Here is a 15310-nt window from a genome sequence, read left to right as displayed (position 1 = left end):
CGGGCTGTTTTTATTTTATATAATGCTCAAAGTTCTGCTGCCTGGATACTTTGCCGGTTGAAGTCATTATGATGTGATCGACAAAATGTATTTCTTTCGGCATTTTGTACCGTGCAAGTGTCGCGTTCAGATGGTTCAATATATCTTCTTCAATGTTCCTATCACCATGCACAAGCAGTACAGGCGTTTCGCCCCACTTCTCATCTTTCACTTTAACCACCACGCAGCCCTCGACACCGTCGACCTCATGTACCCTGTCTTCAATCTCTTTCGGGTAAATGTTTTCTCCGCCGCTGATGATCAGATCTTTACGGCGGTCCAGAATGTATAAATACCCTTCTTCATCTATATGTGCAAGATCCCCGGTTTTGAAATATCCGTCTGCCTGTGCCATCGGTGCATTCAAATATCCCGGAGTCACATTATCCGCCCTGACCAGCAGTTCATCATTATCATCGGTCTTAATGCTCACATTTTTCAAAGCTTTACCCACCGTGCCGTCCAATATTTTTTTATCATGATACGGAATGGAGACGATCTGTGAGCATGTTTCCGTCATGCCGAATGAGTTGTATACAGGCAGCCCGTTATCCAGCGCTTCTTTCAACACCTTCTTAGTCACGCCGGCACCGCCGAGTAAGATGCCTTTCAGATGGCTTCCGAAATCATTGCTGACGGCGATCAGTCTCTCGAGCATGATCGGCACGAGGCTTGTATGTGTCACATCATTCGTTTTCAGTAAAGTAACGATTTCTGCTTCATCAAACTTATCCACGAGAATATTTGTGCATTGGGCGATTACCGACCTGAGTACGATCGACAGGCCAGAAATATGGAAAATAGGGTTGATCTGCAGCCATACACTGTCAGAATCGTAGCCGAATCTGCTTTCGCAGCCTTTTGCCGAAGCATAGTGATTCAAGTATGTCTGCTTCACCGCTTTGGCCCGTCCCGTCGTCCCTGAAGTGAACATGATGGACAAGGTATCTTCTTCTGAAAAACCGGCTTCAAAGTCCACAGGCTCCAGCTGATCGAGCACTTCCAATCCAATGACTTCAAAACCGTCAATCTCAAATGGCTTTGTGGCAATAATCGTCGACACATTGACGTCTTCCAGCTGCACTGTGATTTCACGATTCGTCAGCCTTGTATTGATAAATACAATTTCCACCTTGGCCTGCATCAGCGCATGAATCAGTTTCAACGACTCGAGCGAATTATATATATAGACTCCGATCCGCTTCTCACCAAGTGACTTTATTTTCCCGGCAAGGGAGTGTGCTTCTTCATACAGAACTTTATATGTCATTGTCTCTTCACCGTATTTTACCGCGGTTTTTTCAGGCACATCCTCATATGCTTTTTTCAGCCAGTTTTCCATGTCCTACACCTCAAAAAAACCCATCCGTAAGATGGGTTTGATATTATGGGAATTTCGGGAATTGATCGAAATCCGGTTTCCTTTTCTCTTTGAATGCGTCACGGCCTTCTTTCGCTTCGTCTGTCGTATAGTAAAGAAGTGTCGCGTCCCCTGCCATCTGCTGGAGTCCTGCAAGCCCGTCCGTATCAGCATTCATCGCAGCTTTCAGGAAGCGGAGCGCCGTCGGTGAGTGTTCCATCATTTCCTCACACCATTTGATTGTTTCATCTTCCAGTCTATCCAGCGGTACAACCGTGTTCACAAGGCCCATGTCCAGTGCTTCATCCGCATTATACTGACGGCATAAATACCAGATTTCACGCGCTTTTTTGTGACCGACGATGCGTGCAAGGTATCCTGAACCGTATCCTGCGTCGAATGAGCCGACTTTAGGACCTGTCTGGCCGAATCTTGCGTTGTCCGCAGCGATAGTCAGATCACACACGACGTGCAGTACATGACCGCCTCCGATTGCATAGCCCGCTACCATTGCAACAACAGGTTTAGGGATGACACGGATCAGACGCTGAAGATCCAGTACGTTCAATCTTGGAATATCATCGTCGCCGACATAGCCGCCGTGTCCGCGGACCGACTGGTCGCCGCCGGAACAGAACGCCAGGTCGCCTTCACCCGTCAATACGATGACGTTGATATCCTGATTATCACGCGCGCGCGTGAATGCGTCTATCATCTCTGACACCGTACGCGGTGTAAATGCATTTCTCACTTCGGGGCGGTTGATTGTAATCTTGCCGATACCGTTGTAATATTCGTACTTGATTTCTTTGTATTCTTTAAGTGTTTCCCACTCTCTAGCCATAATTAGCCTGCCTCCTATTTTAAGAACTCTGTTATTATTGTATCAAACTTTTCTGCCGATTCTAAATGAATATTATGCCCGGCGCCTCCGACTGTTTCCAATCTCACCTTTTCTATAGATTCTGCCATCTTTTTATTGACAGCCACAAATTTCCGATCGTCCGAACCGGTGATCAGAAGTACCGGCATTTTAAGGTTTTCAAGCCGTGACCAGTACGACGGCTGCACACCGGTGCCGTATTTAAGCAGGCTGTCCGCCACTTCTTTTGGCTGCTGTCTCTCCCGCATTGAGCGCTGCGCCTTGAAAACTTCCTCTGACAGATGTTGCTGGCTTTTAAATAAACCCATACCTTCCCAGTCGTCGAGGAATTTCTGATAGTCTTCCGTGATTTTCCTTGCCCGCTTCCGGTCAATTTCCAGGCGCTGCGCTTTTTCTTCTTTGTCCGCAAGGCCCGGCGAAGCACTTTCAAGTATTAACGAATGAACTTTTTCAGGATAGAGGACGCCGAATGACAAGGCTGTCCTGCCGCCCATGGAATAGCCAATGACATGCACTTTATCCAGATGCAGACTGTCCAGTATCTCACTTATACCATGTGAAACATCTTCCATATCGTAATCATGCCTGACGCTCCCAGATCCTCCGAAACCCGGCAGATCAACATAGAGCAGGTTATACTCATCGCTTAAATTTTCACCGATACTTTTCATGCTTTCTAAATCGGACATGAAGCCGTGCAGCAGCAGCACGGTTTCTGAATGATTGTCATCTTCAAAATAAAAGTGCATATCAAGTGTCAAAACGTTTCACCAGCTGTGCAATTTCCGACTTCAGCTTCTGATGTGATTCCAGGTTGTCCGTCCGGTCTGTGACTATTTCTATGAGGTTTCTCCCTGAAGCAGGCATTTCAAAACCGTCCATATCATCCAGCGATTCTATTTTTGTATAACTGAAGTCGTAAAGTTTCGCACTGTATTCGAAATCCAGATCAAGCGGTGTGCCGAACAGCCTTTCAAAATGATCTTTATTTTCATACTGCGGCAGGAAGTTGAAGATTCCCCCGCCGTCATTATTGAAGACGACGATATTGATGTCGATATCATTCAGCTTGGACATGATCAGACCGTTCATATCATGATAGAGTGCAATATCCCCGATCACAAGCGTCACTTTGTCTTTTGCCGCCATGGCGATCGCAGTGGAGACGACACCGTCTATACCGTTGGCGCCGCGGTTCGCATACACTCTTTTTTCAAGTCTTGTGTCATAACGCTCGACGTCACGAATCGGCATGCTGCTGGATGCAAATATGATGTCATCTTCCGAACGTCTGAGCACTTCATACATGAAGCGGCCTTCGTCACTGTATGCTTCCATATTGCTGTCTATATACTTTCTGACTGATCTGTCCAGTGTGATGAACCAGTTTTTCAATTGCGGTTGTTCCCCGCTGCCGATCAAGTCTTTCAAAGTCTCAGCGATGTCACCTACATATGTCTCATCCGGCGGGACGGGGAACGTTTTGATTAATTCGAATTCACTGAGCAGTATCTGTCTGACCGGTGAATTGCCTAAAAATCGGTTCGTCAGTTTGGACGTCACCGGCTCACCGACCCGGATGATGCAGTCAAGATTCCGATTGATGAAATCCTGCTGGTCATCAGTCAGGCTTGAAAAAATCAGATCGTGGGCCGTCACCACATTTTCACTGTTGATGCGGCTGTGCTGCCTCGGGTCCGCTACTGTGATGACATTCGGCTGGCTGAACAGGTCTTCCAGATGATCCAAAGAGGCATCCGTCTGTCCCAGAATGACCAGTATACTGCCGTCAACCGGCTGGACATCGTAATGGATTGTTCCCGCCTTGACTTCAATTCTTTTTCTTGTGAATAAATCCGTCCGTGACAAGTCCGGCATCAACGGTTCCCGGATCGGTATATTGAAATGGACCGGACCGAGACTTGTACCGATGAAGTACTGGCCGGCCTGCTTCACTTTCGCAGCGATGAGCCCGGTATAGTCCTGGGTGCCTTCAGCAACCGGCAGTTCGGTGTAATATGAAACGTAATTCCGGTACATGTTCCCCTGGTCTATCGCCTGGGGCGCACCGACGTTCCTGAGTTCCGAAGGTCTGTCTGAAGTCATTATCACCAAAGGGATATGGCTCAGGCCGGCTTCTGCCACTGCAGGTGTATAATTTGCCGCTGCCGTGCCGGAAGTGCATATGAGCCCCACCGGCTTTTTATCCTTCTTGCTCAATCCGAGGCCAAAGAAAGCAGCGCTCCTCTCATCGGGATGGACGTATGTTTTTATATGCGGATGGATTTCAGCAGCGAGTGCCAGCGGTGTCGATCTCGAGCCCGGTGAAATGACCACTTCGTCCATGCCTCTTTCATACAGGCTGTCCATCAGAGTGAATACTTGAATTGTCAGCGCTTCTTGATGATTCACGCTTCCACCTCCAGTACATTCATCATTGGTGTGAATTTGACATCCGTCTCCAAAAATTCCTTATCGGCGGAAGACCCTTTGACGATGCCGCAGCCCGCAAACAATGTTGCGCTCGTTCTCGACAGCAGCATCGAACGGAGACTGACGACAAACTCCGAATCATTGTTCTCGTGAATAAGTCCGATCGGCGCAGCATAGAGCCCTCGCGTACCGTATTCCTGCTCTTTAATATAATTTTTCGCAATTTGTTTCGGCAGTCCGCCGACCGCCGGCGTCGGATGGATTGCCTTCAATATCTCAAAAATCTCTATATCATCATTCAATCTCATTTCAATCGGAGTATGCAGATGGTAAATATACTTGTTCTGCAGAATTTCAGGCACATCATCATATTTGATGACTGAACTGTATGGTTTCAGGTCTTCCACTATCGACTGCCTGACCAGTTCATGTTCATAACGGTTCTTCTCATCATTCAGAAGGAAATCCTGCTGATATTCATTCTCCGCTTCGTCCAATGTACGCGGAGCAGACCCCGCAATGGCATTCGTCCACAAATAATCATCCTTGATTTCGAACAGCCGCTCGGGCGATTTGGAAATGAAGGCACTGCTGTCCTTTTCATAGTAGATCGTATAAGTGCCTGTTTCGTCTTTCAGGCGCTCAATCAGATATAGAGGATCCAGTGAGTTTTTGAATGTAATCAGACGCTGTCTTGCAAGCACAACTTTCATGAAAGTTTCATCATCCAGCACTTCCACTGCTTCATCCACAAGCTTTTTCCATTCGTCAGGGAAAATATCCTTGATGATATTGACCTCTGCCCCTTCATACGTATCAGGTTCTGTTTCTGACAATTCACTGAGTGTTTCCTGCAGCTCTTCAAATGCCTCTGATAACTTTTGTGTATTTTGAGGGAGGGTATAGAACAGCTCCTGCCTGATGAGGTCAAACTGAAATACAGGCAGATGGAATTCAGCCATTGAAAAATCGGACCATTCGTCAGTGGTATCCTTATCATCGAACTTCACACCGCCGAACAGGCTCAGACGGGAAGACAAGTCTTCTGTCAGTGACACCATCTGAATACTGTCAAACAGCTTTTTCTTCTCTTCGCTCAACCGTTTCACTTTGAACCGGTCACGGGAAATACTGGCCCTGTATCCAATACCGACATTATCAAATTTATTATCCTTTGACTGAAACCAGTAGCGTTCTCCAAGATAATCCTTAAAATAAGTGAATATCTGTGCGTGACTGAGATCATATTCACCGATCGGTATATGTAGTGTTATGTATTCTTTATCAGAATCGATGATGACTTCATCGACTGTATCTTGATATTCTGTCAAACTCATTGTTTTACACTTCTTTCTACATAGATAGTCATATTTTATCATTTATTCGCTATACTGTGTATCTTGAGTTATCAATTCCCTATACAAATATGATAAAATTGATGAGTCAATATAAAGTTAAAGGAAGATGATTGTGCAAGGTCCAGATACTCATTCAGGCTTTAAAAAATATATCAGCTTAACCAGACCCCATACTTTGACTGCAAGTTTCGTCCCTGTACTTGTCGGGACGTTCAGTGTGCTGCTGTTTGCACCGATACGGTGGGATATGTTCATCGCCATGCTGATCGCCACACTGCTAATCCAGTCGGCGACAAACATGTTCAATGAATATTTTGATTACAAAAGAGGACTCGACACCCATGACTCGGTCGGAATCGCCGGAGCAATCGTGCGGAACGGCATGTCACCGCAGTCCGTGTTTAATTTTGCAGTCACGTTTTATGTCATTGCCGCACTGATTGGATTATATATAGCATTCAACTCATCGCTGTGGATACTCCTCATAGGGATTATATCAATGGCAGTCGGCTATTTATATACCGGCGGACCGTTTCCGATCTCATGGACACCTTTCGGCGAAGTGTTTGCAGGCTTTTTCATGGGTACCGTCATCATCATGATCACATTTTTCATCCATACGGGTACACTGCACTATTTCCCGCTGCTCATGTCCATACCGGTTGCTATAACGATCGGACTGCTCAACATGGCCAATAATATACGCGACCGGGAAAAAGACAGACAGAGCGGACGAAAAACTTTCGTCATCATGGTCGGCAAACCCTTAGCAGTCATTACATCTGCAGTTCTGCTCTTGTTCTGCTATCTATTTTTAATATGGATTACATTTTTTGAATCCATCGGTTCCATCTTTCTGCTGCTGCCGCTGTTATCGGCACCTGTCGCTTTTAAGACAGTGGTGAAATGGAAAAAAGGAGATACACCGATAGAGTTGATCCCGGCCATGGCTTCCATGGGGAAACTGAATACAATGTTCGGCATGCTCTTATCCATAGGACTTCTCATATATGGCATGACAGGCATCTGATTATTGAACTCTCTGACAGACAGAGAGTTCTTTTTAATGTAACAAATCATATGGTTTCTTCATATTAAAAAGGAATATTTTGGTGCAGATAAGAAAAAATGTAGAAAAATCATTCTTTTTACTTCAAATTTCGAAATAAAAATTGATTATTTGTCAAAATATTATTATAATTGTGATGTATCTATATAATTAGGGGGAACTAGAAATGAGTTTAAAGAAATATTTACTTGCAGGCGGACTTTCTACAGTTCTGATTCTTGGAGCGTGTAACGGGGACGACACTGCTACCGAAGAAGAAACAGATGATACCGCAACAGAAGAAACTGATGACGGTGCTGCTGATGATGCAGCAGATGATGAAGAGGAAGAAGACACAACAGAAGATACTGATACAGAAGATGACAGCAGTGCCGATGATGAAGAAGAGGAAGAAGAAGGCACTGATGATGAAAGTGCTGATGAAGAAAGCGGCGATGGGGAAATTACATATTCAGGCGAATATGGTGACTTCACATTTGCTTCATTCGAACAGTACACTTTAGAACCGGAAGAAGCTGAGGAAGAGGCAGAAGAAGAGGAAGAGGAGGAAGAAGAAGCGGAACCTACAGAACTCGTATTGGTTGAATATGAATTTACCAATAACAGTGACGTTCCAACTTCACCCGAGGAAGCATTCGGTCTTGACCTTGCAGTGAGACAGATGGCTGAAACCGGTGAAAGCACTCTGGAAAACCTGACTATGGACCTGCCTGACGATCACGAAAGTGCCGACCTGGCAGCGCAGTCTGTAGAACTGGTTGAACCCGGTGACTCTGCAACCGCTCTGGTTGCGTACGGCCCGGTCGACACTTCCCTCGAAACAGTGCTGCAAAGCCGGAACGATGAAGAGCTTAACGAAACAATCGAGCTCGAAGGCGGCGACGAAGCAGCAGATGATGAAGAGGAAGAAGACGAAGAGGAATCTGAAGAATAATCTTATTATAGGTACAGATCTGGGTCCGGGTTCTAACATCCGGACCTTTTTACGTTACCATTCTGCTTGCTTTTTCTCCCATGTCTCCTGTTATAATATGTTTAGACCTAAATGGAGGGGTAAATATGTTAGATATTAATCTTAAAACTATTAATGCATCTGAAGAAGAAGTTATCGTAAAAAACCACTCATTTCAAGATGTCGGACAAGCCCATGAATTGTATGATAAATTGACCGAAGAATATGCTGAACAGTCAGTGCCATTCTTTGATAATGATGAAAAGATAATTAAACTTGAATTAAGCAAAGACGGAAAAGATGAAATGGAATCTGAATGTTATCTTGAATACAGTGAAGAACTGTTGCAAAGCTTATATAACAGACTCTGAAACAGTGAAGGACAGAGACTTGTAATAAAGTCCCTGCCCTTTTTTATTGTGCAGAATGACAGTCCGGTCATATTCCAAAGTCAGGACTCAAATTGATATCGATGTCTTCATTTTCTCTCACTGTAAGTTTGATCTCATCAGGCGGTGCATCGAGGTAATATGAATAGGTCATCTCCTCACCAGGCTTTACGACAGTCGTGCCGAGAAAATTCGCACTGAGGAGTCCGCTGATATCACGCACGCGTTTTGAGTCGATATCCACGACATCGCCGCCCTCTTTTTTTGGTGCTCTGAAACCGGGATGATGTCCATTATCGAAAATCTCCCTGCCGTCTGAGTACAGTTGTATTGAATCAATGACGACAGATTGTCCGGATTCATTAAAAATTGTAAAACTGTGCAGTTGTTCATTGTCAAAATCGTCAGTGATGATTTTTTCGTTTTTAACTGCCATCTTTACTTTCGATTTCTTATTCACTCTCATCATCTGGATGATTATACCGGCCGCAAGCAGCAGTGCGGTCAATATAATGATTGTTGTAATATCCATAGTCATTAACTTCCTTTTATACAGACTATTGTAACTTTCCCCGTGCCGCCACTTCTATCTCTTCAAGCACTTCTTTATTTTCAACAAGATATGCTTTGTCATATAAATTAGATACAGGACATATATGATTCATGATAACTTCGACTTTATCCCCTATTTCCACCTGGTCGCTGAACTGCTGGTTATTTATAATGGCATGCTCGTCGAACATCCCGTCGATATGCACATCGTCGAATCCGGCAATTTTACCGAGCCCTGCAGTCGCAGTCAATCCGACTTTTCTATGCTGCTGTGTCAGCCCTTTGGCGCCGACATCCGTAATGACACGCTCACTGGTCGGTTTGCTGATGACTGTCGTGAGCACGGTTGCCGCACATGTATCATTCGTGCCGATGACATTTGCCTGGGAACCATCCATCAATATATAAGTCCCCGGCCGGATTTCTGTGATGCCTTCCGGCAGCTCAAAACCGAGAACGAATGGCGGTGTTGAGCCGATACTGACCACTTCGCATGCCATCCCATGATTACGGGCGATATCTGCAAAGTGCAGCGTACGTGTTGAACTCTCATCATACAGTGCTTTCAGTTCATCAACCGATGCCGCTTTATAAGTATGTCCGTCATGTGAGAATACGCCCTTAAAACGCACATTCATGCTGTCTTTAACCGCATCGAGCAGTTCGATGAAATCATCTTCTTCTATGATGCCCGAACGTTTCTCCCCGACTTCAATCTCGATCAGCACTTCTGCTTTTTTATCCGCCCCTTCGAACACTTCATCTATTTCTTTGACACTGTAGATGCTGTCCACCCCGAAAGATACATTGATGGATTCAGATAACTTTCGGATACGCTCCACTTTGGCCCGGCCGATGACCTGATTCGCAATGAAAATATCATCGATACCCGCTTCAGCCATCACTTCCGCTTCTCCGGTCTTTGCGACGGTGATGCCGGACGCCCCCGCCTTTTTCTGTTTTATCGCAAGTTCCGCCATCTTATGTGTTTTAGTATGTGGACGCAGATCCACTTTATGTTCATCTGCATATTGCTGCATGGCATCTATATTACGATTTAAAATTTTGTTGTCGATCAATAATGCCGGTGTATCAATTTGTCTATAACTCATGACATTCTCTCCCTGTACCGTAATTTCACTACTAATGCTACTATATTATTAATAAACTGAAAAATCTAATTTGAAAGGCTCTTCACTCCAGGCTTCCTTCCATTGCCTCCCAAGTCTGATATAATAGTAACAGTGGAATATTACAAAACTTATAAAGGAGATACTCTATGCTAAGTATTAAAGGTTTAACCAAAATATACCAGGGAACGACTAAGGCTGTGGATGACGTCACGATAGATATCCAGGATGGTGAATTCGTCGCCTTTATCGGAACTTCCGGAAGCGGTAAGACGACTGCGCTCAGAATGCTTAACAGGATGATTGAACCGACATCAGGCACGATTACGATCGATGGTAAAGATGTCAGCAAAATGAATCCTGTTGAACTAAGGCGCAGCATCGGCTACGTACTTCAGCAGATCGGACTCCTGCCCCACATGACGATAAAAGAAAATATCGTCCTTGTACCTAAACTGCTCAAATGGCCGGAGGAGAAAAAAGATCAGAAAGCCCGTGAACTGCTCAAGCTGGTCGACCTGCCCGAATCATACCTCGACCGCTATCCATCGGAACTGTCCGGCGGTCAGCAGCAGCGTATCGGCGTCGTGCGTGCACTGGCGGCGGAACAGAATATCATCCTCATGGATGAACCGTTCGGCGCACTCGATCCGATTACAAGGGATACACTTCAGGACCTTGTCAAGGAACTGCAGCAGAAGCTGAACAAGACTTTTATTTTCGTTACACATGACATGGATGAGGCGATCAAACTGGCGGATAAGATCTGTATCATGTCCGGCGGTAAAGTGCTTCAGTTTGATACACTTGAAATCAAAAGCAATATGCATTTGAGCGGCGGATCGAAAAGTATCGTCGAACATTTCAAAGGTCAGGAAGAGATGGGGCTTTCACATATCTCCATCAACCTTCATCCAAATAATGACCGCCCAGCTATAGAAGTACTGCACCAGTTTATAGAAGAAGTTGCCATTCACTTCTGACATTGTCAATTGAAAATAAAACATGCTTTTAACATTCATCACAACGGGTATAGTATCACTACATCTATTAAATGGAGGATGTTAATATGAACTTTAAAAAGTATCTACTGGCCGGCGGCCTCGCTTCAGTACTCGTTTTAGGCGCCTGCGGAGGCGACGAAGACAGTGCGGAAGACACTGGCGGTGAAGGCGCCGGCGATACAGAAGAAACCAGCGGTGTCGAAGACGAAGAATCATCAGACAGTGCCGGGGAAACGATTGAAGAATCCGGTGAAGAACCTGACAGCTCAGAACAATAATGGTTATAAACGATGAAAAAATGATGATAGAAAGACTGTTATGAAAGTCCCCACTTCATAACGGTCTTTTTTAATTTTAATATCATTTTATTTTTTATATTATTCTCCTGTTATTTGCGGCAGTCGGCAGCTGCTGAAAATTATATTGAATAAAATAAACTCCCGGTGTAAAGTTTAAAAAATTTACACCGGGAGTTTTAAATAAGCCGACAGCGAGAATCGAACTCGCATTTCAGCCTTACCATGGCTGCGTTCTGCCATTAAACTATGTCGGCAATTAAAAATATGTATTTCAGAACATACTTTTATATTATAGCAGATTACTTCCAAATCTGAAAGCCCCGCCGGATAATAATTTTAACCCGGCGGAATCATAATATTTAACTGTCTATCAATTTCTTATCGACCCTGCCGTGCATGAAGTGATATAACACCATGCCTGCTAAAATGACGATGACAAGCAGTAGATACATGCCTCTGTAACCGGATATCGGTATGAGATAACCGAGCAAAAGCGGCCCCAGTCCGAGACCCAGATCCAATGCGATAAAATACGTAGAGTTTGCAAGCCCCATATTTTCACGTGGTGTCATCTTAATGGCCCGCGCCTGGATAATAGACTGGATATTACCGTAGCCCAGACCGAGCAACGCCGCTGCAATCAAAAGAACAATTCCGGCATATGCCTGGCTGATGACAATCATCCCGAACGCAAATGAAATAATTGCCGGATATATGACAACATTTGCGCCTTTTTTATCCATCAGTGGTCCTGTAATCGGTCGGGATAATAGAACGGTGACACCGTACACCAGGAAGAACAGACTTCCTGCCTGAACCAGATTGATTTCCTGAGCATATCCCGTCACAAATGAGAGGATGCTCGAATATGCAAATGCCATGACAAACATGATGGTTGAAACCGGTAACGCACATTTTTCATAGTAGTCTGACAAGCTGAAAGATGCATTTTTAGGTTTCTCCGATTTTGTCACTTTCGGCGGTCTGAGCGTCAGGCTCAGCAGCAGACTGATCGCAGACATGACAAATGAGAATACAAATACGCTTGTGAAACCGATATTCGTTATAAGCATGACACCAATCAATGGCCCGATTGCCGTGGCCATGACTACCGACATGCTGAAGTAGCCGATGCCTTCACCACTCCGGCTTGCCGGAATGACCTGGGCAACTATTGTACCTGTCGCTGTAGTCGCCACCCCTATCATCACACCGTGCAGAAAACGGATAATTATCAGTCCATAAAGACCGAGCGGCAGAAAATATAAAAACGTGACGATAAAAACTAAAGTTGCACCGATCAGAAGCATTTTTTTGCCTCCGGTATAGGCAACCTGCTTACCCGCGTATATTCTGCCCACCAGTGCGCCGATGACAAATATACTGGCAACAAACCCTGCCATACTCATCGAAGCATCATATTCATTCATCGCATAAATCGCCATTGTCACAAGTAATAGGTACATGGACAATGTCAGTGCGAGATTTACGATAGATGTACTTATAAAATCTTTGGTCCAAAGTTTTTCTTTATAATTACTATTACTCAATTGATTATTATCTTCGGTGGATTTTATAATGAACTTAGCCACCCGTGGTACAAAAAACGCCATGTGAATTTCATGTTATATTGAAGTTAGCCAACTTCTCAATAAAGGAATGAAATCACATGACGCAAATTAATGATAACATGCCACGCCGCAAGGGCAAACACTTAACTCGTGATGAGCGGATAGAAATCAAAGTTTTAAAGGAAAAAGAGGATTCGAACCGTGCCATTGCCCGGGCAATCGGTTGTCACCGCCAAACAGTCAAAAATGAACTGGACCGCAGGTCGGTGTCACAAGTGAAGGCACAGAAGCAAAACGGTAAGACATATCGCTATACTCATACGGTCTATTTCCCGGATGCCGGGCAGCGGCAGTACGAAGCCAATCGGTTGCACTGCGGCTGCATGCCGAAATGGGTCGATATCCACCGCCTTCATGGAATGGGCGGATGAAAAGATGCTTGAAGACGGATGGTCGCCTGACGCGGTCATCGGGTATTTGAAAACCCGTTTTCCGTATGCCACAGCCCGACTGCCGTGTACGACGACACTCTATCATTGGATCCACATCGGTATCATGCGGACGAAGAATATCGATCTGCTTGAGAAAGTCAGCCGTGCGCCCAGAAAGACCGGCCGTCACGGGAAAGCCAACAAGCGCAAGCTGGGCACTTCCATTGAAGCCCGGCCGAAACATATTGAAGTTAAAAATATTTTTTGACCGCTGGAGCCAGTACAAAGATGATGAGCGTTGGAATTTCAAAGAACGGATTGCAGATAAGGATCTGTATGCCATTACTGCAGCCAACGATGAACCTTTGAAAGAAGTCACATTGCCACTGATCAACCAGTTTAAAATGATATGTAAGTATATACGGCTGAATTATAAAGGTGAGGCCATCGGAAAAGGCAGCAGACCTTTAGATGTCAAAAATGATTATAATGCTTTGCTACAAGTAGAAAAACTGAAAGAAGAAATCAAGAAAATAAAAGAACTTGAATGATGGTTTATATGATTGCCGCTCCGGGCCGCTCATACTTAAAAACCCATAGCCACTCAGGCTATGGGTTGAAATGAATCACATATATATTCTAAAATTTCACTTCTTATCTTACATACTCAAATATTCCTGCCGCACCCATGCCGACACCGATACACATTGTCACCATGCCGTATCTTGAGTCCGGTCTCCGCTTCATTTCTGAAAGCAGTCTTGCCGTCAGCATTGCGCCTGATGCTCCGAGTGGATGGCCGAGTGATATGGCTCCCCCGTTCACATTCGTCTTCTCAACATCGAGACCTGCTTTTCTGATTGACGCGATTGTCTGTGAAGCGAATGCTTCATTCAGTTCGATCAGATCCATATCATCGACGGTTAAACCGGATTGTTCCAGCACTTCCGGTATCGCATATGCAGGACCGATTCCCATAATTTTAGGGTCGACGCCGACTGCTTTAAATCCGACAAAGCGTGCGATTGGTGTAACACCAAGTTCTTTAACCTTATCACCCGACATCACGACAACAAATCCTGCACCGTCCGTCAGCGGCGCCGATGTGCCTGCAGTCACTGTGCCGTCTGCCTTGAAGACTGTTCTCAGCTTCGCCAGTCCTTCCATACTTGTATCCGGACGGATGTGTTCATCTGTTTTAAATTGCTTTTTCGTCACTACCGGTCCCTGTTCATTATATGACACGTCATTTACATCAACCGGTATGATTTCATCTTCAAATCTGCCTGCTTCAAGAGCTGCCTTTGCACGCTGATGACTTTGTACTGCATAGGCATCCTGGTCTTCTCTCGATACATCAAACTCTTCCGCGACCATTTCAGCCGTCAGTCCCATCGGATAAGATACACCTGAGTCTTTATCCTGGAGCACCGGACTGTTCGTCGGCTCATTACCGCCCATCGGCACCGCACTCATCAGTTCAACACCGCCTGCGACCAGCACGTCAGCCTGCTGTGCCTTGATCTGGTTTGCTGCGATTGCGATCGTCTGAAGTCCCGAGGAACAATAACGGTTGACCGTCTGTCCCGGCACTTCATCCGGCATACCTGCCAAAAGTGCGATTGAACGGGCGATGTTCTGCCCCTGTAACCCTTCTGGAAATGAGTTTCCGACTATCACATCTTCTACAATATTCGGACTGAATTTACCGTCAACACGATCCAGTACACCTTTAAGCACCTGCGCTGCCATCTCGTCCGGTCTGTCGTGGAACATTGCGCCGCCTTTTGCCCGTCCGGCAGCGGAACGTCCGTATGCTACTATATATGCATCCTGCATT

The 15310-nt window shown here is 45.2% G+C and carries 16 protein-coding genes, 1 tRNA gene and 1 pseudogene; 8 read left to right on the top strand and 10 right to left on the bottom strand.

The features are described from left to right. Window positions 1–10: 10 nt before the first annotated feature. From menE to BLR15_RS08595, 5 genes are read right to left on the bottom strand one after another with little or no spacing between them, the layout of a single operon-like run. A complete protein-coding gene (gene menE, locus BLR15_RS08615; protein WP_092986603.1) occupies window positions 11–1381 on the bottom strand; it encodes an o-succinylbenzoate--CoA ligase in 1371 nt (456 codons plus the stop codon). Between the two features lie 43 nt (window positions 1382–1424). Then, complete coding sequence (menB, locus tag BLR15_RS08610) at window positions 1425–2246, bottom strand: 1,4-dihydroxy-2-naphthoyl-CoA synthase (RefSeq protein ID WP_176754111.1); 822 nt, start codon at window positions 2244–2246, stop codon at window positions 1425–1427. 11 nt (window positions 2247–2257) lie between these two features. Further along, window positions 2258–3043, bottom strand: coding sequence for a 2-succinyl-6-hydroxy-2,4-cyclohexadiene-1-carboxylate synthase (gene menH, locus BLR15_RS08605; protein WP_092986598.1), 786 nt, complete (start codon window positions 3041–3043; stop codon window positions 2258–2260). Then, window positions 3033–4694, bottom strand: a complete 1662-nt coding sequence (gene menD / locus BLR15_RS08600; protein ID WP_092986596.1) for a 2-succinyl-5-enolpyruvyl-6-hydroxy-3-cyclohexene-1-carboxylic-acid synthase — start codon at window positions 4692–4694, stop codon at window positions 3033–3035. The genes menH and menD overlap by 11 nt, the downstream gene beginning before the upstream one ends. After that, window positions 4691–6052, bottom strand: a complete 1362-nt coding sequence (locus BLR15_RS08595; protein WP_092986594.1) for an isochorismate synthase — start codon at window positions 6050–6052, stop codon at window positions 4691–4693. Before BLR15_RS08595 ends, menD begins: the two co-directional genes overlap by 4 nt. A gap of 127 nt (window positions 6053–6179) precedes the next feature. On the opposite strand from BLR15_RS08595, the gene BLR15_RS08590 reads away from it, so the two are divergent. The 3 genes from BLR15_RS08590 (at window position 6180) to BLR15_RS08580 (ending at window position 8465) form a co-directional block, all read left to right on the top strand. Then, window positions 6180–7103 carry a 1,4-dihydroxy-2-naphthoate polyprenyltransferase gene (locus BLR15_RS08590; RefSeq protein WP_092986592.1) on the top strand — a complete coding sequence of 308 codons (924 nt, stop codon included), beginning with the start codon at window positions 6180–6182 and terminating at the stop codon, window positions 7101–7103. A 205-nt stretch (window positions 7104–7308) separates the two neighbouring features. Beyond that, window positions 7309–8076: a hypothetical protein gene (locus BLR15_RS08585; protein ID WP_092986590.1), complete on the top strand. Its 768-nt coding sequence runs from the start codon at window positions 7309–7311 to the stop codon at window positions 8074–8076. A gap of 125 nt (window positions 8077–8201) precedes the next feature. After that, the gene (locus tag BLR15_RS08580; RefSeq protein ID WP_092986588.1) at window positions 8202–8465 is read left to right on the top strand and encodes a hypothetical protein; all 264 of its coding nucleotides are present in this window, start codon (window positions 8202–8204) and stop codon (window positions 8463–8465) included. 67 nt (window positions 8466–8532) lie between these two features. Here the strand turns inward: BLR15_RS08580 and BLR15_RS08575 are convergent, their stop codons facing one another. Then, entirely contained in the window at window positions 8533–9015 is a 483-nt protein-coding gene (locus BLR15_RS08575) for a hypothetical protein (protein ID WP_092986586.1), read from the bottom strand. Between the two features lie 25 nt (window positions 9016–9040). Further along, window positions 9041–10147 carry an alanine racemase gene (locus BLR15_RS08570; RefSeq protein WP_092986584.1) on the bottom strand — a complete coding sequence of 369 codons (1107 nt, stop codon included), beginning with the start codon at window positions 10145–10147 and terminating at the stop codon, window positions 9041–9043. Window positions 10148–10314: 167 nt separating this feature from the next. On the opposite strand from BLR15_RS08570, the pseudogene BLR15_RS08565 reads away from it, so the two are divergent. Together BLR15_RS08565 and BLR15_RS08560 are read left to right on the top strand one after the other, a co-directional pair. Then, window positions 10315–10971 (top strand): annotated as a pseudogene (locus tag BLR15_RS08565) (ABC transporter ATP-binding protein); the annotation flags it as partial. Window positions 10972–11234: 263 nt separating this feature from the next. Beyond that, a complete protein-coding gene (locus tag BLR15_RS08560) occupies window positions 11235–11447 on the top strand; it encodes a hypothetical protein (RefSeq protein WP_092986582.1) in 213 nt (70 codons plus the stop codon). A 204-nt stretch (window positions 11448–11651) separates the two neighbouring features. On the opposite strand, the gene BLR15_RS08555 is transcribed toward BLR15_RS08560, so the two are convergent. Together BLR15_RS08555 and BLR15_RS08550 are read right to left on the bottom strand one after the other, a co-directional pair. Further along, window positions 11652–11722 (bottom strand) — tRNA-Thr (locus tag BLR15_RS08555). Between the two features lie 105 nt (window positions 11723–11827). Next, on the bottom strand, window positions 11828–13060 hold the full coding sequence (locus BLR15_RS08550; RefSeq protein ID WP_245696700.1) for an MFS transporter: 1233 nt from the start codon (window positions 13058–13060) through the stop codon (window positions 11828–11830). Window positions 13061–13158: 98 nt separating this feature from the next. Between BLR15_RS08550 and BLR15_RS14265 the strand changes: the two genes are divergently transcribed. The 3 genes from BLR15_RS14265 to BLR15_RS08535 are packed head-to-tail and all read left to right on the top strand — an operon-like array spanning window position 13159 to window position 14021. After that, complete coding sequence (locus BLR15_RS14265; protein ID WP_143003947.1) at window positions 13159–13470, top strand: helix-turn-helix domain-containing protein; 312 nt, start codon at window positions 13159–13161, stop codon at window positions 13468–13470. Then, window positions 13454–13738, top strand: coding sequence for a hypothetical protein (locus BLR15_RS08540; RefSeq protein WP_143003946.1), 285 nt, complete (start codon window positions 13454–13456; stop codon window positions 13736–13738). The genes BLR15_RS14265 and BLR15_RS08540 overlap by 17 nt, the downstream gene beginning before the upstream one ends. Further along, window positions 13716–14021, top strand: coding sequence for a hypothetical protein (locus BLR15_RS08535; RefSeq protein WP_092986574.1), 306 nt, complete (start codon window positions 13716–13718; stop codon window positions 14019–14021). Before BLR15_RS08540 ends, BLR15_RS08535 begins: the two co-directional genes overlap by 23 nt. A gap of 103 nt (window positions 14022–14124) precedes the next feature. Here the strand turns inward: BLR15_RS08535 and BLR15_RS08530 are convergent, their stop codons facing one another. Beyond that, the gene (locus BLR15_RS08530; protein WP_092986572.1) at window positions 14125–15309 is read right to left on the bottom strand and encodes a thiolase family protein; all 1185 of its coding nucleotides are present in this window, start codon (window positions 15307–15309) and stop codon (window positions 14125–14127) included. Between the last annotated feature and the right edge of the window lies 1 nt (window position 15310).

It is taken from the genome of Lacicoccus qingdaonensis, assembly GCF_900101075.1.
Lineage (GTDB): Bacteria > Bacillota > Bacilli > Staphylococcales > Salinicoccaceae > Lacicoccus > Lacicoccus qingdaonensis.
Note: the sequence above shows the minus strand (reverse complement) of the source record. Positions and strands in the feature narration are given on the sequence as shown.

Coding starts and splice junctions, on each gene's coding strand:
- BLR15_RS14265 (WP_143003947.1), top strand. CDS start 13,159: ATGCCACGCCGCAAGGGCAAACACTTAACTCGTGATGAGCGGATAGAA.
- BLR15_RS08575 (WP_092986586.1), bottom strand. CDS start 9,015: ATGGATATTACAACAATCATTATATTGACCGCACTGCTGCTTGCGGCC.
- BLR15_RS08530 (WP_092986572.1), bottom strand. CDS start 15,309: ATGCAGGATGCATATATAGTAGCATACGGACGTTCCGCTGCCGGACGG.
- BLR15_RS08540 (WP_143003946.1), top strand. CDS start 13,454: ATGGAATGGGCGGATGAAAAGATGCTTGAAGACGGATGGTCGCCTGAC.
- BLR15_RS08580 (WP_092986588.1), top strand. CDS start 8,202: ATGTTAGATATTAATCTTAAAACTATTAATGCATCTGAAGAAGAAGTT.
- BLR15_RS08585 (WP_092986590.1), top strand. CDS start 7,309: ATGAGTTTAAAGAAATATTTACTTGCAGGCGGACTTTCTACAGTTCTG.
- BLR15_RS08595 (WP_092986594.1), bottom strand. CDS start 6,052: ATGAGTTTGACAGAATATCAAGATACAGTCGATGAAGTCATCATCGAT.
- BLR15_RS08560 (WP_092986582.1), top strand. CDS start 11,235: ATGAACTTTAAAAAGTATCTACTGGCCGGCGGCCTCGCTTCAGTACTC.
- BLR15_RS08590 (WP_092986592.1), top strand. CDS start 6,180: ATGATTGTGCAAGGTCCAGATACTCATTCAGGCTTTAAAAAATATATC.
- BLR15_RS08570 (WP_092986584.1), bottom strand. CDS start 10,147: ATGAGTTATAGACAAATTGATACACCGGCATTATTGATCGACAACAAA.
- menE (WP_092986603.1), bottom strand. CDS start 1,381: ATGGAAAACTGGCTGAAAAAAGCATATGAGGATGTGCCTGAAAAAACC.